The sequence below is a fragment of the Pseudobythopirellula maris genome, assembly GCF_007859945.1.
Lineage (GTDB): Bacteria > Planctomycetota > Planctomycetia > Pirellulales > Lacipirellulaceae > Pseudobythopirellula > Pseudobythopirellula maris.
The window spans coordinates 21,687-42,482 of sequence record NZ_SJPQ01000006.1; the positions used below are offsets into that span (position 1 = coordinate 21,687).

22 protein-coding genes are annotated in these 20,796 nt (G+C 65.1%); 8 read left to right on the forward strand and 14 right to left on the reverse strand.

The window, feature by feature from the left end; translation table 11 throughout:
• Positions 1 to 147 precede the first annotated feature (147 nt).
• The 3 genes from prmC to Mal64_RS19225 all read left to right on the forward strand — a co-directional run bounded on the left by prmC (position 148) and on the right by Mal64_RS19225 (position 3,785).
• A complete protein-coding gene (gene prmC / locus Mal64_RS19215; RefSeq protein WP_146403430.1) occupies positions 148 to 1,026 on the forward strand; it encodes a peptide chain release factor N(5)-glutamine methyltransferase in 879 nt (292 codons plus the stop codon).
• A 126-nt stretch (positions 1,027 to 1,152) separates the two neighbouring features.
• Positions 1,153 to 1,938: a DUF4261 domain-containing protein gene (locus tag Mal64_RS19220; RefSeq protein ID WP_146403432.1), complete on the forward strand. Its 786-nt coding sequence runs from the start codon at positions 1,153 to 1,155 to the stop codon at positions 1,936 to 1,938.
• Between the two features lie 254 nt (positions 1,939 to 2,192).
• Entirely contained in the window at positions 2,193 to 3,785 is a 1,593-nt protein-coding gene (locus Mal64_RS19225; RefSeq protein ID WP_146403434.1) for a S10 family peptidase, read from the forward strand.
• Between the two features lie 50 nt (positions 3,786 to 3,835).
• Here the strand turns inward: Mal64_RS19225 and Mal64_RS19230 are convergent, their stop codons facing one another.
• Entirely contained in the window at positions 3,836 to 4,147 is a 312-nt protein-coding gene (locus Mal64_RS19230) for a hypothetical protein (RefSeq protein WP_146403436.1), read from the reverse strand.
• Between the two features lie 301 nt (positions 4,148 to 4,448).
• On the opposite strand from Mal64_RS19230, the gene Mal64_RS19235 reads away from it, so the two are divergent.
• Positions 4,449 to 5,129, forward strand: a complete 681-nt coding sequence (locus tag Mal64_RS19235; RefSeq protein ID WP_146403438.1) for a proprotein convertase P-domain-containing protein — start codon at positions 4,449 to 4,451, stop codon at positions 5,127 to 5,129.
• A gap of 131 nt (positions 5,130 to 5,260) precedes the next feature.
• Here the strand turns inward: Mal64_RS19235 and Mal64_RS19240 are convergent, their stop codons facing one another.
• The 3 genes from Mal64_RS19240 to Mal64_RS20510 form a co-directional block, all read right to left on the reverse strand.
• Positions 5,261 to 6,322, reverse strand: a complete 1,062-nt coding sequence (locus Mal64_RS19240) for a 3'-5' exoribonuclease YhaM family protein (protein WP_146403440.1) — start codon at positions 6,320 to 6,322, stop codon at positions 5,261 to 5,263.
• Between the two features lie 348 nt (positions 6,323 to 6,670).
• Positions 6,671 to 6,931, reverse strand: a complete 261-nt coding sequence (locus tag Mal64_RS19245) for a hypothetical protein (RefSeq protein ID WP_146403442.1) — start codon at positions 6,929 to 6,931, stop codon at positions 6,671 to 6,673.
• A 67-nt stretch (positions 6,932 to 6,998) separates the two neighbouring features.
• On the reverse strand, positions 6,999 to 7,160 hold the full coding sequence (locus Mal64_RS20510; RefSeq protein WP_146403444.1) for a PEP-CTERM sorting domain-containing protein: 162 nt from the start codon (positions 7,158 to 7,160) through the stop codon (positions 6,999 to 7,001).
• A gap of 32 nt (positions 7,161 to 7,192) precedes the next feature.
• On the opposite strand from Mal64_RS20510, the gene Mal64_RS19255 reads away from it, so the two are divergent.
• From Mal64_RS19255 to Mal64_RS19265, 3 genes are all read left to right on the forward strand, one after another.
• Positions 7,193 to 8,035, forward strand: coding sequence for a hypothetical protein (locus Mal64_RS19255; RefSeq protein ID WP_146403446.1), 843 nt, complete (start codon positions 7,193 to 7,195; stop codon positions 8,033 to 8,035).
• A gap of 134 nt (positions 8,036 to 8,169) precedes the next feature.
• The gene (locus tag Mal64_RS19260; protein ID WP_146403448.1) at positions 8,170 to 8,751 is read left to right on the forward strand and encodes a hypothetical protein; all 582 of its coding nucleotides are present in this window, start codon (positions 8,170 to 8,172) and stop codon (positions 8,749 to 8,751) included.
• A gap of 137 nt (positions 8,752 to 8,888) precedes the next feature.
• On the forward strand, positions 8,889 to 9,761 hold the full coding sequence (locus tag Mal64_RS19265; RefSeq protein ID WP_146403450.1) for a hypothetical protein: 873 nt from the start codon (positions 8,889 to 8,891) through the stop codon (positions 9,759 to 9,761).
• 20 nt (positions 9,762 to 9,781) lie between these two features.
• On the opposite strand, the gene Mal64_RS19270 is transcribed toward Mal64_RS19265, so the two are convergent.
• The 3 genes from Mal64_RS19270 to Mal64_RS19280 form a co-directional block, all read right to left on the reverse strand.
• On the reverse strand, positions 9,782 to 10,027 hold the full coding sequence (locus tag Mal64_RS19270) for a hypothetical protein (protein WP_146403452.1): 246 nt from the start codon (positions 10,025 to 10,027) through the stop codon (positions 9,782 to 9,784).
• 97 nt (positions 10,028 to 10,124) lie between these two features.
• Positions 10,125 to 11,588: a peptidoglycan-binding domain-containing protein gene (locus Mal64_RS19275; RefSeq protein ID WP_146403454.1), complete on the reverse strand. Its 1,464-nt coding sequence runs from the start codon at positions 11,586 to 11,588 to the stop codon at positions 10,125 to 10,127.
• Between the two features lie 195 nt (positions 11,589 to 11,783).
• Positions 11,784 to 12,551: a hypothetical protein gene (locus Mal64_RS19280; RefSeq protein ID WP_146403457.1), complete on the reverse strand. Its 768-nt coding sequence runs from the start codon at positions 12,549 to 12,551 to the stop codon at positions 11,784 to 11,786.
• A gap of 224 nt (positions 12,552 to 12,775) precedes the next feature.
• On the opposite strand from Mal64_RS19280, the gene Mal64_RS19285 reads away from it, so the two are divergent.
• The gene (locus Mal64_RS19285; RefSeq protein ID WP_146403459.1) at positions 12,776 to 13,330 is read left to right on the forward strand and encodes a hypothetical protein; all 555 of its coding nucleotides are present in this window, start codon (positions 12,776 to 12,778) and stop codon (positions 13,328 to 13,330) included.
• 18 nt (positions 13,331 to 13,348) lie between these two features.
• On the opposite strand, the gene Mal64_RS19290 is transcribed toward Mal64_RS19285, so the two are convergent.
• From Mal64_RS19290 to Mal64_RS19320, 7 genes are all read right to left on the reverse strand, one after another.
• Positions 13,349 to 14,017: a hypothetical protein gene (locus Mal64_RS19290; RefSeq protein WP_146403461.1), complete on the reverse strand. Its 669-nt coding sequence runs from the start codon at positions 14,015 to 14,017 to the stop codon at positions 13,349 to 13,351.
• 54 nt (positions 14,018 to 14,071) lie between these two features.
• The gene (locus Mal64_RS19295) at positions 14,072 to 14,617 is read right to left on the reverse strand and encodes a type 1 glutamine amidotransferase domain-containing protein (RefSeq protein WP_146403463.1); all 546 of its coding nucleotides are present in this window, start codon (positions 14,615 to 14,617) and stop codon (positions 14,072 to 14,074) included.
• Between the two features lie 187 nt (positions 14,618 to 14,804).
• The gene (locus tag Mal64_RS19300) at positions 14,805 to 15,332 is read right to left on the reverse strand and encodes a hypothetical protein (protein ID WP_146403465.1); all 528 of its coding nucleotides are present in this window, start codon (positions 15,330 to 15,332) and stop codon (positions 14,805 to 14,807) included.
• Between the two features lie 234 nt (positions 15,333 to 15,566).
• Positions 15,567 to 16,298: an aquaporin Z gene (gene aqpZ / locus Mal64_RS19305; protein WP_146403467.1), complete on the reverse strand. Its 732-nt coding sequence runs from the start codon at positions 16,296 to 16,298 to the stop codon at positions 15,567 to 15,569.
• Between the two features lie 209 nt (positions 16,299 to 16,507).
• Positions 16,508 to 17,407 carry an HNH endonuclease gene (locus Mal64_RS19310; RefSeq protein ID WP_146403470.1) on the reverse strand — a complete coding sequence of 300 codons (900 nt, stop codon included), beginning with the start codon at positions 17,405 to 17,407 and terminating at the stop codon, positions 16,508 to 16,510.
• Between the two features lie 5 nt (positions 17,408 to 17,412).
• Positions 17,413 to 20,187 carry an aconitate hydratase AcnA gene (acnA, locus tag Mal64_RS19315; RefSeq protein WP_146403472.1) on the reverse strand — a complete coding sequence of 925 codons (2,775 nt, stop codon included), beginning with the start codon at positions 20,185 to 20,187 and terminating at the stop codon, positions 17,413 to 17,415.
• Between the two features lie 221 nt (positions 20,188 to 20,408).
• Positions 20,409 to 20,780: a tRNA-binding protein gene (locus tag Mal64_RS19320; protein WP_146403474.1), complete on the reverse strand. Its 372-nt coding sequence runs from the start codon at positions 20,778 to 20,780 to the stop codon at positions 20,409 to 20,411.
• Positions 20,781 to 20,796: the final 16 nt, after the last annotated feature.

Genomic DNA, 20,796 nt, shown 5'->3' on the forward strand with positions numbered 1-20,796 from the left:
GTTGATGAGTGTGGCCAGCCCTCCCATCACGGGGCGAACTGAGTCTTCTGCTGTGCCTCTTCGTGCCTTTTTGTGGCCATTCTCAACCTGCAATCCGTGCCCATCCTTGCCCTCCGTGGTTCTTTTTAGACGTTAACTTAGGTGAGCATGACCGAAGAAGCCCCCTGGACGATCGGCCGGCTGCTCACGTGGACGACCGACTACTTCGCCGAGCGCGGCGTGGAGTCGCCTCGGCTCGACGCCGAGGTGCTGCTGGCCCACGCCCGGGGCTGCCCGCGGATCGCGCTCTACACGGCGTTCGAAGAGAAGCCCGACGACGAGACCAGGGCGCGGTTCAAAGACTTGGTCCGCCGCCGCGCGGGCGGCTCGCCCGTGGCCCACGTGGTCGGCTACCGCGAGTTCTATTCGCTCGAGATGAGTGTCACGCCCGACGTGCTGATCCCGCGGCCCGAGACCGAGCTGCTGGTCGTCACGCTGCTCGACCGGCTCAAAGAACGGGAGCAGCCGGAGGCCGTGATCGCCGACATCGGCACGGGCAGCGGCGCGGTCGCCGTGGCGGTCGCCAAGCAGGCGCCGAAGGCGAGCCTCACGGCCATCGACAAGAGCCCCGCCGCCCTGGCCGTCGCGCAGCGCAACGCCGAGAAGCACGGCGTGGCCGACCGCATCCGGTTCGTCGAGAGCGATCTATTGGGCGCCGTTCAAGACCCCGTGCGGTTCGACTTTATCGTGAGCAACCCGCCGTACGTCACGACGAACGAGCTGGCCGGCCTCGAGCCGGAAGTGCGCGACCAGGAGCCGCGGCTCGCCCTGGACGGCGGCCCGGAGGGGGTGACCGTCATCGAGCCGCTGCTCGCGCAGGCGGCCGGGCGTCTGGCGCCCGGCGGCGGGCTGCTCATCGAGATCGGCCCGTCGATCGCCGAGCGTGTCGAGCGGCTGATCGAGGCGACCCCCGGCCTCGGGCGTCGCCCCACGATCAAAGACCTCGCCGGCCACGCCCGCGTGGTTGAAGCCGTCCGTTCCGCTTAGAGAAAGACCAAGAACAGCTCGCGGGTGAACGTGGATTGGACGGATCCACGCGGATCGATTTAATCCGCGTTGCATCCGTTCAATCCGCGTGCATCCGCGTTCCATCTGTAGAACGACCAGATCATCATGAACACATCTTCTCCATGGCTCGCGCTCGTCGCGCTCGACCAACCCGCCCTGCCCGAGGCCGACGAACTGATCGGCGCGTTCGCTGCGCGGTTTCCTGACGAGCCGCCGCTCGCGATCGCCAGCCAGACCGATCGGTCGCTCACTCTCACCTTGGGCGGCGACACCTCGACCACCGTCAACCTGACGCTCGTCGAAAAGGCGATCCCGTGGGAGCGGCTCGAGGGGCCGTGCGCCACGGCGTGGTACTGGCCCGGCGCCGAAGACGCGTTGCGCCATCACACCGACCACCTGTTCGTCACATTGATCGACGAGCGCGGCAAGCCGATCGAGCGTTGCACGCGGCTCACCCGCCTGGTGTCCGCCGTGGTCGACGCAACGCCCGCCGTGGGCGTCGTGTGGGGGGCGAGCGGCGCGGTGCACGAGCCCGCCCCGTTCGCCGAGCTGGCCGCCAAGTCGTCGCCCGACGATTTGCCGCTGCACCTGTGGATCGACTTCCGCGTTTACGAACACGACCCGTCGAACCCGCGCGGCGAGGGCTTTGGCATGTTCACCACCGGCCTCGAAGCGCTCGGCTACCCGGAATTCGAAGTCCCCCACTTCGCGGGCGACCCGCAGCGGCTGGTCGGCGCCGTTTACAACGTGACGCATTACCTGCTCGAGAAGGGCGCCCAGCTCAAAGACAGCGAGGGCATCGGCTTGCCCGACGGCAGCCAGGTCACCGCGCGCGAATCGCCCTCAGAGATCGACCCAGGGCAGGAAGTCATCCGGTTGGAATTTGAATGAGGCTTGCCAATTTGCACTTTCAAATTTGCACTTTGCAATTTTCAATCGTCGCCTCCGTGCAGCGTCATCGCGGACGATCGCCGGCGTGCTGTTGACGGTCTTCCCGCTGAGCTGTCAGCCCCTCTAAAAGCCGGCCGATAGCGCAGGGATCGTGCGTCTGCGGCGGACTCGATTTTGGCCTACACTTTAGGACGCCTCAGGCTCTCGGATTGCCTTCCCCCGCCCTGCCCTTTCCACCTAGATCAGACACTTTGATGCCCTCCACGATCCCCTCGCTCCGCTGGCTCGCCTCGCTGGCGTTCGCCGCCGTGATCCTCTGCGGCCCCGCTCCGGCTCGGGCCGACGACGCTCCCAAGGACGAAGCCAAGGCCGGGCAGGCGAAGTCCGACAAGGGCGAAGAGAAGTCTGACGACCAGCTCCCCCCGCCGGTCGTCTCCGAGCACAAGACCACCATCGCCGGCAAGGAGATCGCCTACCGCGCCACGACCGGCAAGATGGCGATGAAGAACGACGCGGGCGAGGAGAAGGCGCATATCTTCTACATCGCCTACGAGCGGACCGACGGCGTCGACGACCAGCAAGACGGCGCTACCGAGCGGCCGATCACGTTCTGTTTTAACGGCGGCCCCGGCTCGTCGTCGGTGTGGCTGCACATGGGCATGCTCGGGCCCAAGCGGGTGATCGTGCCCGACGACGCCTCGACGCCCGCGCCCCCGTACCGGGCGGTCGCCAACCCGTTCTCGCTGCTCGACGTGACCGACTTGGTGTTCATCGATCCGGTCAGCACCGGCTTCAGCCGACCGGCCGAAGGGGAGAAGAAGGACCAGTTCCACGGCTACAAGGAAGACCTGCGCAGCGTCGGACAGTTCATCCACGACTACACGACCAAGCAGGGCCGCTGGGCCTCGCCCAAGTTCGTGCTCGGCGAGAGCTACGGCGGCCTGCGCACCGCCGGTCTCTGCGGCACGCTGCAGGAGCGCTACCGCATGTACCTCAGCGGCGTGGTGCTGGTGTCGGCCGTGGTCGACTTCTCGACCCTGGCGTTCGATGACAACAACGACCGCCCCTACCTGCTGTTCCTGCCGAGCTACACGGCGACCGCCCACTACCACAAGGCGCTCGGCGAGGAGCTGCAGGCGCTGACGCTCGAGGAGGTGGTCGCCCGCGCCGAGGAGTTCGCCTACGGCCCTTACGCCAACGCCCTGCTGCGGGGCGACTCGCTTCCCCAGGAAGAGTTCGACGCCGTCGTGGCCGAGTACTCGCGGCTCACCGGCCTCGGCGAGCGTTACGTGCGAGACTCGAACCTGCGGGTGCGGATGTGGAACTTCGGTAAGGAGCTGCTCCGCGACCGCGGCAAGACGGTCGGCCGCTACGACGGCCGGTTCACCGGCCTCGACCGCACCAACGCCGGCGAGTCGTACGACTACGACCCGAGCGGCGCGGCAATCGACGGCCTCTTCGCCGGGGCGCTGTACGACTACTTGCGCAACGATCTCGGCTACGAGGAGGAGCGGGTCTACGAGGTGCTCACCGGCGACGTGCGGCCGTGGAACTACAAGCCGTTCACCAACAGCTACGTCGACGCCAGCGAGACGCTCCGCAAGGGGATGACGATCAACCCGCATCTGAAGGCGTTCGCCGCTTGCGGCTACTACGACCTCGCGACGCCGCAGTTCGCCATGAAGTACACCCGCGACCACCTGATGCTCGCCCCCGAGCTGCGCGAGAACTTCACGATGAAGTTCTACGAAGGGGGGCACATGATGTACGTGTACGAGCCGGCGCTCAAGCAACTGCGCGCGGACCTCGTGGAGTTCTACGAGTCGGCGACGCCGACGCAGGAATGACCCAATCCCGCGCCCGGGCTTAGGACGCGGGCTGCGGACGCGTTCCCTCCTCAACCCGGGATGCCGATCTTGTCGGCCGTCACGACCTCGGCCTCGCGCGGCAACTGGATCGGCTCGTCGCTGTGGGCGAAGAACGCCAGCCCCTTGTAGCTGGTGAGGTACTGGTGCTTGGTCTTCTGCAAGAAGCCCGATTGGATCGCGTAGACCACCAGCGGCTCGGCGGTGCGTCCTAGCAGGCCGAGCAAGTCCCCCGGCTCCATCCGCACGAGCACGCCACTCGCCCGGATGCTGTTGGCGATCGCCTGCTGGACGGCGGCGTTCGTGGCGGCGGAGTTGGTGGCGGCGTTGAGGGCGGGGTTCATCGAATCTCCTGCGTGAGCGGGTGGGGAATGGCTGCTATTCGCCCCGGGCGCCGCGATCTTGCCTGTAGGTCCAGCGCGCCCCCCTAAACAGGGCCTGCTGCGCCACGACACGTCGAGAAAAGCAGGAAAAATCTTACCGGCGTGCTTCAGCGTTGCGTTAGCGGGGGTTAGAATCGCCCGCATTATAGGATTGCAGTTTCCCAAAAGGGTGGGCCCCTCACAGATCGATTCGCACGCCTGCCCCTCCGGCCGCCTCCGGCCGCCTCCGGCCGTAATCAAGCCTCTACCGAGAGATACCGCGATGAGCCGTCCGCTTGCTTTCGCCGCCTTGCTCGCTTGTGTCGCCGCGTCCGCGGCGCAGGCCTCGATCCTAACCGCCAGCGCGGACTACCGGCCCACGGGCTCCCCGGGCGGCGGCGTGGTCGTCGTCGAGGGAGCCACCGCCACGCGTACCCTCTCGCTCTCCGCCCCGGGCGCGAGCATCCTCAGCGTTGTCGTCACCGCGAACGTGACCTCGTCTGGTAGTAATAGTAGTGGGAGGGAAATTAACCCCGACGGAACAACCACCGTGGCTGGGATTTATGTGTTTCCGGAAGATTTGTCCTTGCTGCTAACGAGCCCGTCGGGATCCACCGTCGAGCTGATATCAAAATTTACATATACATCTGGTTTTGGCTCCAGCATACTGGTCGACCTGACGTTCGAGGACGGCGGGGCGACGCAAGGGGGCGAAACCATCACGCCCGGCACGTTCGCCCCGGCCAGCGGCCTGTTGGCCGATTTCATCGGGGAAGACCCCACCGGCGAGTGGACCATCACGGTCCGTGACAACTCTTCTTTGGCGCATAGCCTGAACGCCTGGAGCCTGACCGTGACGACCGTCCCCGAGCCGACCACCCTGGCGGTCTGGAGCCTGCTGGCGCTGGCGCCGATGGGCCTCTGCCGGGCCCGCGTTCGGCGATCGACTCGCGGCCCGTGCTGAGGCGGCTCGGGACAAAGGGGCGATTGCAAATTTTCATTTTCACATTTGCAATCTTCGTCTCGCCCAAGGGCACGAAGGCGCAAAGAAAGTGAGCCCCTGACTCTTTGCGACTTCGCGCCTTTGCGTGAGACTCATTCCCCGCCGAGATAAAGCTGCTGCCCCAGCACGTTGCGTCGCCCGGTCATCGCCGCGCCCGAGGTGTCGCCGCCCAGCACGGTGAGCATCATCTGGAACTTCGCGTCGCAGTCGTCGGCGAAGTGGACGATCAGCGCCTCGGGCGTCATCGGCGGCTTGGGCGAGCCCCACTCCGGCAGCCGCTGGTGCGAGACGATCACGTGCTCCAGCCGCAGCAGCCGCTCGGGGCTCAAGGGCTCGCCCGCCTCGGCCTGCAGGGCGGCCGTCTCGCGCACCATGTCGCGCCCCTGCAGGATGTGGCCGATCATCGAGCCCGAGGCCGTGTAGTCGGCGCCGGCCGGGGTGAGCCGCAGCTCGCGGAGCTTGCCGATGTCGTGCAGGATGGCGCCCGCCGTCGCGACGTCGACGTCCAAGGGCGGCGTCATGTCGGGGTAGAGCTCCTGGTACTGCTTGGCGAGGTAGACCGCGTTGCGGGCGACATTCCTGACGTGCTCCAGGTAGCCGCCGTAGAACGCGTGGTGGTTGGTCTTGGCCGCCGGCCAGGCCAACAGCTCCACCTGGTGTGTCTCGAGCAGGTCGAGCACCAGCGTGCGGAGCGGCTTGTCTTCGATCCCGCCGGCCAGCTCCACCAGGTCGGCGAACATCTCGGCCGAGTCGAACCGCGAGCTCGGCTGGCACATCGACGGCGAGAAGCCGTCGGCCGTGTCGGCGTCTTCCACCGGGCGGATGCGGCGGATGTCGAGCTGCGGGCCGTAGTTCGTGTCGCGGTACAAGGCGCGGAGCTTGTAGAAGCCGCCCACCTGCCACTGGTCGCGGCAGGCGTCGGCCAGCGGGGCGTCGCCCCAGATGGGGAACGACACGTCGCGCCGGGCGTCGCGGAACGTGACGCGGTAGTAAGGCTTGCCGTCCTTGGTGGTGAGCGTCTGCTTGTCGGCCAGCAGGGCGAACAGGTCGCCCTCTTGGCCGTCGGTCATCTCGCCGAGGGCGACGATCGACGACGCCTCGTCGTTGGTCTTGCCGCCGGGCTTGCCGGCGTCGAACAGCGTGGGGTCGCTCATCGTGGCGTGCGTTGGTCTTTGGGGGCGGGTGGGACAGGCCCCATCATAGCCGAGTTCGAATCGTTTTTTCAGGAGAGGCCCCCAGCCACGGCGCTTAAACGTCCGGTTCCGTTCCAGCGGAACAAGCTAGACATACGCCCCTCGGCTGATCGATCCTCCGGCGCAAACAGACCGAGGCTAGAGCGGTTTGCTCATTGGTGCAGACGCTCGGCTAGCGATCGGCGTCATGGCTTCGTCAGCCTGCATCGACAATGCACCGCATTGCCTGCTTCGGCTTCCTCGCCACGCCGCCAATCGCTTCCCCGCTCGTCCACACCAATTCGATAACCGCTCTAAATCGGTCTCGTTTCACGCCGCTGGCAACATCCAGAACCCGAAAGCTGCGATCGCCAGACCAGCCATTTGCGTGAGGAATGGGCGTTTGCAAACATCCCAGCGTTTGTAGGAGAAGACCCACAGGATCACCTGTGAGACGCCGAACAAAGTTCCCAGAAGAAGCATGAGCACCATCGGAGTCGGGGCATCGGTTGCTCGTACCGTGGTCGTGAGCAACCAGAAATAGCCAACAGCCGATAGCAATACTCCAATCAAAATGACTAAGGCAACCATTGGGCCTCGCTCCTTGCGTGTGAGATACAAGGGGTGAGATTAGCCAAATGTCTGTACGGACGCAGCGTCATTTCTCAAATTGATAGCAGCGACTTCTGACGAAGGCCGTAGCAATGAGCAAGAGTGCCGCCGAGGCCGGCTCGGGCACGGTTTGCCCTTTGGGAAGGGTCTGCCCTTCGGGCAGGCCAGGAACCGGCGGATGTGGCAGCCGGCCGCGAGTTTCTCCCACCGGCGCCGACGGCGTTTGCTAGAATCCTCCGCATGACACCGAAGCAAAAGGCCCTGCTAGTGATCGCCGTGGTGGCGACGCCCTTGTTGCTTGGGCTAGTCTCTGGCGCAACTTATCATTGGGCGCAATCCTACTTAACCGTAGCGTTCCTAATCGCGAATCTTCCCCTCACCACCGCCGGGACGTTGCTGTCGGTTTACGTAGGCCTCGGCCACGGACTCGTGCTGCAACGGCTGGTTATCGCCTTTGGCGCGATGCTCGTTCTGACGCTAGGATCCCTGCTTGGTTTCGATATGTCGTTCGAATTCTCCGAATTCGGGGCGTCGGTGGTGTGGGCTCGATTGTCGGAACTATGCAGGAAGCCCTGGGCGATGAACGAGGCAATCACCGGCGGCATGCTTTTCCTCTGCCGTCCGTGGGCGGGGGTGATCACACGTTGCGAAGAGACGCCCGACCCGAACGAAACCCGGCTGCGAGTGTTTGACTTAATGACCGCCACGGTGGTCGCCGCCCTCTTACTCGCCTGGCGTCAGATGGGTCTTCCCAAGGGCGTGCTCTCCACCGAACCGAGTCAATTCTTCCTCACCTTGCCATACTTCCTATTCCTTGCGGCCCAAGCGCTCGGCGTGGCATTGCTGGGATTGTCCGAGCGTCGACTCGTAGGGGCCGCGATAGCGACGGGCGGTCTGCTGGGCTCTCAGATATTCATTATGTATTCCCAGCACTCCGCAGGGCTCTCATGGTCACCGCTAGAATACCTCCCGCAGCCGCTCACCTTGGTGCTTGCGATCGCCGCGATCTGGTTCGTTAGGCGTTTGGGCTGGCGGCTGCGGCTGCCGGAAAAAGACGTGCTCGAAGAATCTGTGGCTGCATAATCCTGCCGCAACTCATCTGATCTCGCAACCACAGCCGCCTACGCGGTCCCCCTGAATAGCGATGAACCGGGCAGCAAAACTCACCTGCCAGGGAACCGAGCCAATCGTCGTGTCGTCTCAACACGATGCGATCGGTGGCCATGAAAACGAACGTCGCCGACGCCCTCACGATGCTCGCGCTGAGCGTCGTGTTCGCGGTGGTCAGCTGGCCGCCGCCTCTCTTCCCGGACGATGTCCCGAACTGTGTCTCCGCGAGGTGGGACTGCCGCTTCTTCGCTGTCGGCTGTTTGTCGAACCATCGGTTGAGCAGCCTGTTCATCACCACCCAGCACCTCGAACCGGGCCGCGCCGTCTGGGACGAACGAGTTGACGGCAACATGTGCGGATTTCATGTGCCGCCCTCCTCGCACCCGATGCGTGAACCGAGCGGTTTCAATCTGCTTGTGGGAACGAGCGGCGTCGCATGGAGCTGCCCCTACGCGATGTTCATCGCGTACTGGGGCGCCTTGGCCGTTATTCTCGTCCGGCGCCAGGGGCTCACCGTTTTTGACCTGCTGGTCACAACCGCCGCGACCGCCCTGGCGTTCTCTCTGATCGCGCTGCGATGCGCCCTGCCTGGCGTCGTCGCCCTCAATTTGATTAGTTTCGTAGCGATGCCGTGGAGCCTGTATTCGTTGGCGCGCCGTGCCGGCCGTGCGGCTGGGCCAAGCGAGTAATAGGGGACATGCTACCGAAGCACCTTATCAACCGATCGAGCTTGAACCGGGGGGCAGAAGCGGAAAGAAAGGTGTAAAGTACGGCGCCGCCGACTCTAAGCATCGTCTCGTGTTCCACGCCCAACCCTCCGCGTTTCATGACGAAGAGCCAATCCCGCCAATTGCTGGTTCTGCTGGCCGCAGCCGTTCCGCTGCTGCTCGGGGCGATCGCCGGAACAGTGCAGCGGCTGGCGCCGCAACAGCTGGGCGACCTGTCCCCCTACGCCCGCCTGCCGATCGCCGCCCTCGGCCCGATGCTGACGGTCTATGTCGGCCTTGGCCGCGGACGGGCGCCGCTGAGGCTGCTCTTGGCGGCTGCTGTGCTGCTTATGGCGCCTCTCTGTTTCTCAGCAGGTCTCGAGGTCATTCGAAACTCTTTCGATTATTGGATTTTTACACTCCAAGGCCGGCTGCCAAACATCTTCCTCAGTCCGTGGGGAATGAACCAAGCCCTCACCGGTGGCTTGCTGATTCTCTTCCGGCCATGGTTCGGGGTAGTCGCCTTCGGCGAAGAGTCGCCCGAGCCGCGTGAGGTCGGCCTGCGGACGGTCGACCTACTGACCGCCTCGGCGGTTGCCGCGGTCCTTCTCTCCTGGCAGCAGGCCGCCATGCAATCCGGTGCGTTTACCATCGGATTAAGCCAGCTCCTGCTGATCGGTGCGCCGTACTACCTTTTCCAGTTCGCTGTGGCGCTCGGCGCCGCATTAGCGGCTTTCTCTTTCGAGTGGCGGCTTGCTGGGGCCGCGCTTTGCGTTGCCGGCATGCTGGGCTCAGTGGCGATCATAGCCATGCAAATGGGCTGGGCGAATCTCCCCCTGCTGAGGCTCGAATTCTATCTCAACCAATTGGCGCCGCTGCTTGCGATCGCCCTGCTCTGCCTCATACGAGGCTTGGGCTGGCGGCTGCGGCTGCCGGAGGGCGCCTGCTCTGTACCGGCAGGCGACGAGGGCGCCGGAGCACCGATCGCCTAGCCGGTCCGCCCGCGGGAGACTCACGCATCGTCGGCCGGCGGCCGCCCCTGGGAGGGCGCGTCTTTCGCGCCGGCCTTGTCAGACAAGTCTTGCGTCAGGTGCCAGCCGAGTGCGCTCAGCACGAGCACGCTCGTCACGAAGCCGATCGCCGGCGGCCGCACCAGCAGCACGATCGCCACGACCGCCGCCACGGCGGCCAAGGTGAGCGTCAGCGCAAAGGGCCGCCCCAGGATGCTGCGGGCAACGGTTTTGAAGCGTTCGGGCATATTGGCGTTTCCGCGATGCGACGGTTGAGGGATCCGGCGATGGGGGCGACAAACGCCGACACGGATCACGACTCACAACGTACCCGCAGCACCACGCCTAGCACACCGTCCGGCGCCGCGTCGCCAGGAGGCACGCCGTCGCCGTCCAAGCAGCCACGAGGGCCGAGGGCTCGGGGACCGCCAGCGCGACGCTCGCACCGCGCGCGACGCCGAAGTTCGCGACCCACAGGTCGTAGTCCGAGGCGTCGTAGATCACTCCGAGGCCGTCGCGCCAGACCGTGAAGTCGGCGGCGTCGACCACGTCGTCGAAATTAAAGTCGCCCGCCAGGCTGGCCAGTCCGGCGACGCGCGTCGGGCGGTAGATATCGACATGCAGGTGGTTCAGGTGAACGCCCGAGGAGTCGAACACGGCGGTCCCCGGGGCGAAGGCGTTGATGCCGTCCAGGATGTCGTCGTTCGAGGTGAGGATCCGCGAGACCGACCCGCGGTAGTCGTTGCGTTCGCGGCCCGCCTGGATGAAGGCGATCGCGTGGTCGATCACCTTCTGCTCCTCGGCGTCGACCACCCCGTTGCCGTAGTCCCACGTCGAGCTGTCGACGTGCAGGTCGATGTCCATGCCCACGCGGTGCGTGCTGTGGGCGCCGGCCGAGCCGTAGCCGTCGTCGGTCGACATCGCGTTCATCAGCTGCGTGCGGCCGGTGTCGGCCTTGGCCGCGACGGCGCCGGCGGTGAACAGGTCGATCGCCCAGTCGGTCCCGAACCGCTCGCTCTGCGGCGTGAGGCCGCTCCGCACGCCGGTGCCCGGGTCGCGGGCGGGCAAGATATCGAAGTCGCCGATCATCCTCGCTACCGAGAACGAGCCGGGAGTCTGCGGGTCGGGGTCGACGAGCTCCACCCACGCCGGCGCGTTAACGGCGTTCAGCCAGCCGGCCGTGTTGGGGCCGATGATCCCGTCGACGTTCGCCTGGGTCGTGTTCACCCCGGCCGTGAACGCCGCCTGAAACGTGCGCAGCGCCTCGTCGGTCCCGTCGTCGAACACGCCGTCAACGCCGAGCGCCGAGCCGCCGTCTTCGACGTACCCGAGGTAACGGAGCCGCTGCTGTTGCTGCGCGACGTACAACGGGTTGTTCGTGCGGCCGAGCCCCTCGAGACTCTGGCCGACCGACCCGGCGCCTGCGCCGGTCGAGCCGGGCCGAACGTTCACCTCGAACGTGGTCGCGACGCCGTTGATCTTCAGGCTGCCGCTCACCACGCCCTGGTAGCCGCGCGTCGCCGGGTCGGCGTCGCTCGACGCGTCCGGGTTGGGCGCCAGCCAGAAACGGCCGTCGCTCGCGAAGTCGCCCTGCGACAGGTCGCTGCTGGTGAGCGCCTCGTGCCGCTCGCGGCGGCCAAGCACCACGAGATCGGAGAACGTCGCCCCCGGCGCCACGCCGGGCAGCGAGCCGAGGTCGATCTCGATCGCGTCGCCCGAACGACCATAGAAATCAAAGTCGGCGGCGTAGCCTTGCGCCGCGAGCAAGACGCACGCGAGCGGGCGAAGGATCATCCAAGAAGTTTTCATCGTGCGGCCGCAGCGTTGGGGAGGAAACCCCCAGTATAAACCATTCCCCCCACGCCGTGACCGGCGAGCCGTGCGGGCCACCGCGACTCGCCGCCGCTATTGCAACGCCCAAGGCTCCAAGCTGGCGCCAATGCTCGAGCCGAAGAAGCTATATCGCCGCCGCGGCGTTGAACCCAAGACCGATGGACCCGGCGCCTAAGAACCCAGCGTAGATGTGGCGGCGCCCGACGGGCTTGCGGGCGCGAACGGTGTGGCGCGACCTTCAGGCACAGTCTGGCCCGCGGAATCGGGCGACCCCCGCTGCCCCCGATCGGCTAAGCCCAGCCACTCGTAGTCGGCTCCAACGTTCCCGCCGCCGTCGTCTTCCCAGTGGGTCATTTCGTTGACCCGGTCCAGGGCGAACGACCCGGCTGCCGGCGGATCTTCCGGCTGCGAACACGCGTTGGCGGCTTGGGCGCCGCCAGTGTGGCGGCGAGCTTTATTGCGTTCGTCGCGCATCGCTTCCGTGACGAAAAGCCCCCAGTAGGGGATGCCGTACCAGACCCCGAGCAAGAGGCAGAACGCCGCCCCCGCCCCCAAGGTTGCTACGTCAAAGACCAATGCCGCGATCGCGAACGCCCCCATCGCCATGACGCCCGCTAGCTCCAACGCAGTCGCAATCCCCGCGTCCTGCACGTCGATCTCGACCTCTTTAGCGGATATTCCTTCCTGCTCTGGACTGCGCAGTGCGGACGCCCGGGCTTCCCGCTCCAGGTAACCGACCACGAGCAGGACGACTCCCAGCACCGGGACGGGAATCGCCGCGAGATACGCCGCCGGACGATAGAACACCAGCAGCACGATCGTCGCCAAGAAGAAAAACGAGAGCGCGACACGGAAGAAGGTCCGCAGACGACGCATCATCACGTGAGCGTCGGGCTCGCCGAGCGGCTTCGCCGGACCAATATCAGCAGGCTTGTTCATCACTAGCCCTCCTTATCCGTCCGCTCTTATCCGCGGACGCATTAATCATTTTACTCCTGTCGCGTTCTAGCGGCGAGCGAACCTCGAGTAGCCTCACCGTTGCGAAGAGCAAGAACGCCGGACACGAAGGCGGTGTTTACTTGGCCGAAGCGGTTGGGCGAGTAGGTAGGTCAGGCTGGACTCTTCGCAACCCTGTGGCGGCAGGCGCCCCCTGCCCCCTCATCGTGTTGCACGCCGACCCCACCCGCTACGTCACCCGCTCGGTCGCGAACCACCTGAACGACATCGCCAAGTCGCAACCCGGCGTGGTGATCGACACGCTGGAGCGCTGGAAGGAACAAGCCGCGCAAGACGCCGCGGAGCTGCGATGGATGAGCAAGCAGGCGCTGCGCACCCTCGTCAAGAAGGGCGACCCGCGGGCGCTGCGATTCCTCGGGTTCAGGCCGGACCCACGAGTCGAGGTCACGGGGTTCACGATCGTGTCGCCCAAGATCAAGCGCGGCGAAGCGGTCGAATTCACGTTCTCGGTAGCCGCCTCGCGTGACGGCGCGTTGATGATCGACTTCGTGATCGACTTCGTGAAGGCCAACGGCGCGCTGTCGCCCAAGGTCCACAAGCTCAAGCAGATCGCCTTGCGGAAAGGGGAGTCGGCGACCCTCCACAAACGCCACGTCCTGCGCGCGGGCGCGACGACCTACAAGCTCTACCCGGGCACGCACCGCGTGACCCTGCAGATCAACGGCAAGCCGTTCGGCACCGAGTCGTTTGTCTTGCGGTAGCGGGCCTTGTCGAATGACTCACCGGCTCTCGGCAGGACGCCGCAGCTGATACGTCGTGATCGAACCCGCCTTGCCGGCCCCCCCCGGGATGCTCTTCAGGTCCTCCGTGGTGTCCTCGAAGCTCGCGGGGCGGCTCCAACCACTCGCATGCATCACCTTCAACCGGTCGCCCTCCCAGGCGTAGATGCCGTGGTCCGATCCGCGCGCTGAGATGAAATCGATGTGGCGGGGCGTGGCGCGCGGGTCGACCCGGAATTCGCCGAGATTGAAATCAACCACGATCGGCTCGCCGTTGAGCTCCAGGGGCCGCCCCTCGTGATCGACCATCACCCAACGCCCCGCGATCCGGCCCGTCTCGCGTGCGACATACGCCCGCCGATAAGCGTCCCAGCCCAGCAAAACCGCCAGCAGGGTCGTCAGGACCAGCATGTGGACAAGGCGGAAGCGAAACCACCGCAGGCCAACCAGGCCCCGCGCCCGCCGGCCCGCGCCGCGCAGCACGCGCGGCAAACGCAACCGCATCGCGTCGAACACGACCGGCCCCACGGCTATCAGAGCGAGCAGGGCCGCCCCAGCCACGAGCGAGCTCTCGACCCGAAAGCCCAGCCGCAAGAGCGCAAGGGCAAGCAGCTCGCCCAGGAGGACGGCGAAGACCAACCGCGACGCGTGTGATTGGGCTGCTGGCATGGGCTATTACCCTAGGGATCGTCAGACGCTGCCGGTCGACGGACTATAACCATCCTACGACGCGTCCGCAGCGGCCCCGGCCAGCACCCGCAAAACGCCGCGGCAGAACTCCGGCAGGTCGTCGGGCCGGCGGCTGCTGACGAAGTGGCGGTCGACGACCACCGGCTCGTCGCTCCAGAGGGCGCCGGCGTTCACCAGGTCGTCCTTGATGCCGGGCGAGCCGGTCACGCGCACGCCGCGGTACACGCCGGCCGAGATCGGGATCCAGCCGCCGTGGCAGATGGCCGCCACGAGCTTGCCGGCCGCGTCGAAGTCACGAACGAGCTGAAGCACCCGCTCGTCGCGCCGCAGCTTGTCGGGCATGAACCCGCCCGGCACGACCAGCCCGTCGTAGTCGTCGGCCGCGGCGTCCGCGATGGCGATGTCCGACCGGCAGGGGTAGCCGTTCTTGCCCGCGTAGGTAACGCCCGCCTCGGGGCCCGCGATGACCACCTCGGCGCCCGCCTCGATGAGCCGCAGCTTGGGGTACCACAGCTCGAGGTCTTCGTAGACGTCGCCGACGAAGGTGAGGATGCGTTGGCCGGTGAGGGGGCGGGTCATGCGCGGGGCGACGTCCAGTGGTGTGAGTTCAAGGAGAGGGATCCACGACGGAACAACGTAACAAAGACGGGCGTGTAGGTCAGGCTGTGCCTGACGGGCTTCCGACCGGGAACAATGTGGAGGGACTGCGACCCCAGGCACCCGGCGAAAAAAAGATTACAGCCACACCTTGAGCCAAAGGCTATTGCTAATCGTTCGCGTCGGGAATCGTGATTGAATACAAACTTGCCCGCAAGAGTTTCTCGTACTTCGGAAAATCTTCCTTTGTTGAGTTGAAATTGAATAAGAGCATTTGGTTTTTGTACCCGGTGACCAGCATGATGTTGTAGATATCGGTGTCGACGGCCGAAGAAGTCATCTCCATCAAAACCCACTTCCTCCCGCTGTGCTCAACGATCTCGTTCTTCTTCCACACAAGACTAGGGATCACCCCCCCAAAGAGCTGAGTGAACTGAGCCTGAGCCTCCCTTAGACCGCTCTGAGGAATCACGTGTGGCTTGAGGTCGTAGGCCACGGTCGTCGTGGCAGCTTCGTTTCCCACGACGTATCTTGGCGCCCGATTCGATGGCCACTTCAGGTCCCGAATCCTCTTGGGAACCGGCTTGAAGCCCGCTGGCGGCTCGAACGTGACCCCCGTGTCTCCGACGCTTACGGGCTCAGCGGAGGCGGCTGAGATGACGCAGAACACCAACATAGCGGCGAGCATGGGTTTCATGGTTCTAGTCCTCATGCAGTCAATTAGGATGGCCCGAAGGCCCATCGATTCGATCGATTCTGCCCCCAACATAGTGATGGGCCTATGTTAAGTAGGATGGGTGATCGCACCCATCTTCAGCTTCTCCGCTACGCCGCACAGTCCATCCATGAGCAGCTTTACCAACTGGAAAAGCAACGGAAGAGCCTCCCGCTTCCAACCGGGAAGATGGGTGCGAGCACCCATCCTACTGACTCAGCCCTCGGTCGGCTCGGCCTCGAGGCAACACTTGTAGGTCCAGCCGGCGAAGACCGCGCCGACGAGGGGGGCGACCCAGAACAGCCACAGCTGCGTGAGCGCCCAGCCCTGCACGAAGACCGCCGTCCCGGTCGATCGGGCCGGGTTGACCGACAGGTTCGTGACCGGGATGCCGACGAGGTGAATCAGGGTCAGGCCCAGGCCGATCGCGATCGGCGCGAAGCCGGCCGGCGCCCGGCGGTCGGTGGCGCCGAGGATGATCAAGAGGAACATGTACGTCAGCACGACCTCGGCCAGGAAGCAGGCGGCCAGCGAGTACTGGCCGGGCGAGTGCTCGCCGTAGCCGTTCGACGCGAAGCCGTCGTCGAGCGTGAACCCCGCCTTGCCCGAGGCGATGAAGTACAGCACGGTCGCGCCCACCAGGCCGCCGACCACCTGCGCAACGGCGTACGGCACAAAGTCCTTCATTGGAAAACGCCCGCCGGCGACGAGCCCCGCCGAGACCGCCGGGTTGAGGTGGCAGCCGGAGATGTGGCCGATGGCGTAGGCCATGGTGAGGACGGTGAGCCCGAACGCCAGCGCGACGCCGACGAAGCCGATGCCCATGTTAACGGGCGTGTCGCCCATCTGCCCGGCAAAGCTGGCCGCCAAGACCGCGCTGCCGCAGCCGCCAAAGACGAGCCAAAAAGTGCCGATCAACTCGGCAACGCAGCGCTTGAAGAGGGGCATGGTTTTCTTTCGTGAGAGCGAGAGGAGACGTGAGGAGAGAGTGGGTCAGGCACAGCCTGAGCCGCGGGCTAAAAAGCCCCGGAGGGGCGGCAGCACTACGGCTCGCGGGCACGCTGTCGCCCCTCCGGGGCTTGTTGGATTGATTAGACCGTTTCCAGAGGCTGGCGCCCCTGGCTAGGTGCTTTCGCCCCTCCGGGGCTGGCAACAGCCTAACGATTTTTCGACAAGGCCGCAGGGAAGCATAGCCAATTGCCCGAAGCGGCCACTATCGACAACGATGTATTCTCTTTCTCAACTTGTCCCATGAGTTCAAAAAACGTGTCGCTGGCATCGCTGGGCATGGGTAAAAAGGCGCCGACGCATTTCGTCACAGAGGTCCGGAGAAACAGAAGCACAAACAGAAACGGTACGCGATCGACATGCCCGTTGCAGTAACAATGCTGGTAGTCGCCGACTTCCTCCTTCATTCCCTTCACAAAGACTGTCAACGGACGAATGCACGGCACCTTTAAGTCAGGATCATGAAACCGTCCGCGAATCTTTCCCATGGCTGGGTTTATCAACAGACTATATCCGCTTGTACTGAGAACTGAGAGATAAGCACACCTGAGGATGGCAAGCCGAATGCCATCGTCACTGAAACCATATGGAATAGTGAATTCTAATGGTGGATTCTTTCCTTCTGAGAAAAGGCGTTGGATGGCAAGGCTATTCTTCGGATTAGTGGCTTGGCCGATTATCCGAATATCCTTGCGTCCCTTAAGCCAATCAATGTCAACCGAGGTAGGGTAACCAGCTACAGTCATCTTTGCCTTCATCGGTTTGTTGCCACTAAACCGATCTTGCGTTCGCATGTAGTTCGACAAGTGAGAGTCGATACGGGACCCTTGGTCATTGTTGCATTTCTTGCAGGTGAGCGTCTTTAGTGTGCCGCCAACTGAGCCTGGGATTACATGCTCAATGGTCAGCTCATCTAGGCGTGCTTCTTTCCAGCACAATGGGCAAATAATCGCATTGCTGCCTGAAGCTGCAATGCCATTATCGTCCATATCACGAAGGCAACGCTTGTATAGTGTTACCTTCAATCCAGCAGTGTCGCTTGCACTCACTCGGCTCACCCCTTCAGCAGTTTCCGTAGCACGTAAGCCAAAATACCCCCGTGCCGGTAGTAGTCGAGCTCGACCGGGGTGTCGATCCGCACGGTCATCGGGATCTTCTTGTCGCCGGCGGTGACTTCGATCGTTTGGCGCGGCTTCAGGTCGTCGCCGAGGGTGGGCAGCGAGAATTCCTCTTCGCCGGTGAGGCCCAACGACTGCCACGTGGCGCCGTCCTGGAACTCTAGCGGCAAGACGCCCATCATCACCAGGTTGCTGCGGTGGATCCGCTCGTAGCTGCTCGCCATCACCGCGCGGACGCCCAAGAGGAAGGTCCCCTTGGCGGCCCAGTCCCTGGAGGAGCCGGTGCCGTACTCGGCCCCAGCAAGAATGACCAGCGGCGTGCCCGCCTCTTGGTACTTCATCGAGGCGTCGTAGATCGACATCACCTCGCCTGTGGGCAAGTAGCGAGTGACGCCCCCCTCGGTGCCGGGGGCCAGTTGGTTGCGGATGCGGATGTTGGCCAGCGTGCCGCGGGTCATCACGCGGTCGTTGCCGCGGCGGCTGCCGTAGCTGTTGAAGTCGCGCGACTCGACCCCGTTTTCCACAAGGAACCGTCCCGCGGGGCTGTCCTTGGCGATGGCGCCGGCCGGCGAGATGTGGTCCGTCGTGACCGAATCGCCCAAGAGCGCGAGGCACTTGGCCCCGGCGATCGGCGCGATCGGCTTGACGTCGGTCGTGAGCGTGGTGAGGAACGGCGGCTCTTGGATGTAGGTGCTCGCCTCTTGCCAATCGAACAGGGCGCCCTCGCTGGTCTCGATGGCGTTCCACTTCGGGTTCTTCTCCCACACGCCGCCGTACTGCTCGACGAACATCTCGGGCAGGACGCACGACTTCACCACGTCGGCCACCTCTTCGTGCGTGGGCCAGATGTCGGCCAGCATGACCGGCTTGCCGTCCGTCCCCTCGCCGATCGGCTCGGTGGAGAAGTCGATGTCGGTGGTGCCGGCCAGGGCGTAGGCCACGACCAGCGGCGGGCTCGCCAGGTAGTTGGCCTTCACGTCCGGGTTGATGCGGCCCTCGAAGTTGCGGTTGCCGGAGAGGACGCCCGACACGACCAGGTCGTGCTCGCGGATCGCCTCGCTGATCGGCGTGGGGAGCGGGCCGCTGTTGCCGATGCAGGTCGTGCAGCCGTAGCCGACGGTGTAGAAGCCGACCTTGGCGAGCTCCGTGTCGAGGCCGCTCTTGGCGTAGTAGTCGGTCACCACGCGGCTGCCGGGGGCGATGCTGGTCTTGACCCACGGCTTGGCCTGCAGGCCGTGGGCGGCGGCCTTCTTGGCCACGAGGCCGGCGGCCATCATGACGCTTGGGTTGGAGGTGTTCGTGCAGCTGGTGATGGCCGCGATCGCGACGCTGCCATGCTTGAGCTGGAACGTGACCCCCTCGTTCTCGACGGTGACGCCGTCGAAGCCGGGGTCGGCGATCGCCGGGGTCGCCACGGCGGCGCCCTCGGGGTCGGGCACGCCGCCCCCCTCGCCTTCCCAGCGGCCGGCGGGGGCGCCGCCGCCCGGCTGCTTCTCGTACACGTCCGTCAGGTCGGTGTGCCACTGCGGCTTCATCCGCGAGAGCGTGATCCGGTCTTGCGGCCGCTTGGGACCGGCGAGGCACGGCTCGACCGTGCCGAGGTCGAGCTCCACCAGCTTGGTGAACGTCGGCTCGGGGGCGTCGTCGGTGCGGAACAGGCCCTGCTCGCGGCAGTAGGTCTCGGCCAGGGCGATCTCGTCGGCCGTGCGGCCGGTCTGGTGGAGGTATTCGAGCGTCACGTCGTCCACCGGGAAGAAGCCCATCGTGGCGCCGTACTCGGGACTCATGTTGGCGATCGTCGCGCGGTCGGCGAGGCTCATGCTCCGCATGCCGGGCCCGCAGAACTCGACGAACTTGCCGACGACCTTCTCCTTGCGCAAGATCTCGGTGACCGTGAGCACGAGGTCCGTGGCCGTGGCGCCGGCCGGCAGCTTGCCGGTGAGGCGCATGCCAACGACCTCGGGCATGAGCATGTAGATCGGCTGGCCGAGCATGACGCCCTCGGCCTCGATGCCGCCGACGCCCCAACCGACGACGCCCAGGCCGTCGATCATCGTGGTGTGGCTGTCGGTGCCGACCAGCGAGTCGGGCACGGCGACCGGGCCCTTCTCGTCGTTGGTGGTGAGCACGCACTTGGCCAAGTACTCAAGGTTCACCTGGTGGACGATGCCGGTGCCGGGCGGCACCACGCGGAAGTTGTCGAACGCCTTTTGGCCCCAGCGCAGGAACTCGTAACGCTCGGCGTTGCGCTCGAACTCGAGCTCGATGTTCAGGTCCAGCGCTTCCTTGCCCAAGAAGTGGTCGACTTGGACCGAGTGGTCGATCACCAGGTCAACGGGGACGAGCGGGTTGATCTTGTCGGCGTCGCCCCCCAAGCGCTGCATGGCGGATCGCATGGCGGCGAGGTCCACCACGGCCGGCACGCCGGTGAAGTCTTGCAGCACGACGCGGGCGGGCTTGAAGGGGACCTCGACGGCGGCGGTCCCTTTCGAGTCGGTCCAGGCGGCGAGCGCTTTGACGTCGTCCTCGGTGACGACGTACCCATCGCAGTTGCGCAGCACGCTTTCGAGCAGCACCCGGATCGAGTAAGGCAGCTCGGCGACCTTGCAGTGGCCGGCCTCTTCGAGCTTCGAGAGGCGGTAGATGCCTAATTCGCCCTGCGGCGAAGCAAAAGTGTCGCGGGCGGAGAACGGATCGAAAGTCGTGGCCATGGCGAGCTGCGGTTGGGGGAGGAAATTTTTCGGATGGGCGTGCGCCTGCGGCAGCGATGATACCAAATCACGCAAAAAAGGGGAGTTGGCGCGGCGAGCGTCAAACCGAGGGCAGTAGCCGACGACCCAACCGCCGTAAGCGGATCGGCCCGCGTCGCGCAGCGACGCGGCTAAAGACTCCTGGCAGGGGACGCCAATGGTGGCGCCAGCCGAAACGCCGCTCAGCAGAGGCGGGCGCCGTTCGGCGCGTCGCGGTCGGCCGCCAGCAGCGCAACGCCTCCCGATTCGACCGGAACGCCCAGCACGAGCGCCTCGCTGACGAATTTACCGATCTGCTTGGGCGGCAGGTTCACCACCGCGGCGACCTGGCGGCCGACGAGCTGCTCGGCGGTGTAGAGCGACACGATTTGGGCGCTGCTGCGTTTGACGCCCACCGCCGGGCCGAAGTCGATCGTCAGCTCCAGCGCCGGCTTACGTGCGCCCTCTAGCGGCTGGGCGGCTAGGACCGTGCCGAGGCGAACGTCGACCTTCAAGAAGTCGTCGAAGCCAATCTCCGGCGACGCGGGCGTAGCGGGGTCGTGCTCGAGGTGCATAGCGTCGTAAGCAGTT

Bases quoted from the DNA above. Each gene is read 5' to 3' on its own strand.
- prmC (WP_146403430.1), top strand. From the start codon at position 148: ATGACCGAAGAAGCCCCCTGGACGATCGGCCGGCTGCTCACGTGGACG.
- Mal64_RS19220 (WP_146403432.1), top strand. From the start codon at position 1,153: ATGAACACATCTTCTCCATGGCTCGCGCTCGTCGCGCTCGACCAACCC.
- Mal64_RS19225 (WP_146403434.1), top strand. From the start codon at position 2,193: ATGCCCTCCACGATCCCCTCGCTCCGCTGGCTCGCCTCGCTGGCGTTC.
- Mal64_RS19230 (WP_146403436.1), bottom strand. From the start codon at position 4,147: ATGAACCCCGCCCTCAACGCCGCCACCAACTCCGCCGCCACGAACGCC.
- Mal64_RS19235 (WP_146403438.1), top strand. From the start codon at position 4,449: ATGAGCCGTCCGCTTGCTTTCGCCGCCTTGCTCGCTTGTGTCGCCGCG.
- Mal64_RS19240 (WP_146403440.1), bottom strand. From the start codon at position 6,322: ATGAGCGACCCCACGCTGTTCGACGCCGGCAAGCCCGGCGGCAAGACC.
- Mal64_RS19245 (WP_146403442.1), bottom strand. From the start codon at position 6,931: ATGGTTGCCTTAGTCATTTTGATTGGAGTATTGCTATCGGCTGTTGGC.
- Mal64_RS19255 (WP_146403446.1), top strand. From the start codon at position 7,193: ATGACACCGAAGCAAAAGGCCCTGCTAGTGATCGCCGTGGTGGCGACG.
- Mal64_RS19265 (WP_146403450.1), top strand. From the start codon at position 8,889: ATGACGAAGAGCCAATCCCGCCAATTGCTGGTTCTGCTGGCCGCAGCC.
- Mal64_RS19270 (WP_146403452.1), bottom strand. From the start codon at position 10,027: ATGCCCGAACGCTTCAAAACCGTTGCCCGCAGCATCCTGGGGCGGCCC.
- Mal64_RS19275 (WP_146403454.1), bottom strand. From the start codon at position 11,588: ATGAAAACTTCTTGGATGATCCTTCGCCCGCTCGCGTGCGTCTTGCTC.
- Mal64_RS19280 (WP_146403457.1), bottom strand. From the start codon at position 12,551: ATGAACAAGCCTGCTGATATTGGTCCGGCGAAGCCGCTCGGCGAGCCC.
- Mal64_RS19290 (WP_146403461.1), bottom strand. From the start codon at position 14,017: ATGCCAGCAGCCCAATCACACGCGTCGCGGTTGGTCTTCGCCGTCCTC.
- Mal64_RS19295 (WP_146403463.1), bottom strand. From the start codon at position 14,617: ATGACCCGCCCCCTCACCGGCCAACGCATCCTCACCTTCGTCGGCGAC.
- Mal64_RS19300 (WP_146403465.1), bottom strand. From the start codon at position 15,332: ATGAAACCCATGCTCGCCGCTATGTTGGTGTTCTGCGTCATCTCAGCC.
- aqpZ (WP_146403467.1), bottom strand. From the start codon at position 16,298: ATGCCCCTCTTCAAGCGCTGCGTTGCCGAGTTGATCGGCACTTTTTGG.
- acnA (WP_146403472.1), bottom strand. From the start codon at position 20,187: ATGGCCACGACTTTCGATCCGTTCTCCGCCCGCGACACTTTTGCTTCG.
- Mal64_RS19320 (WP_146403474.1), bottom strand. From the start codon at position 20,780: ATGCACCTCGAGCACGACCCCGCTACGCCCGCGTCGCCGGAGATTGGC.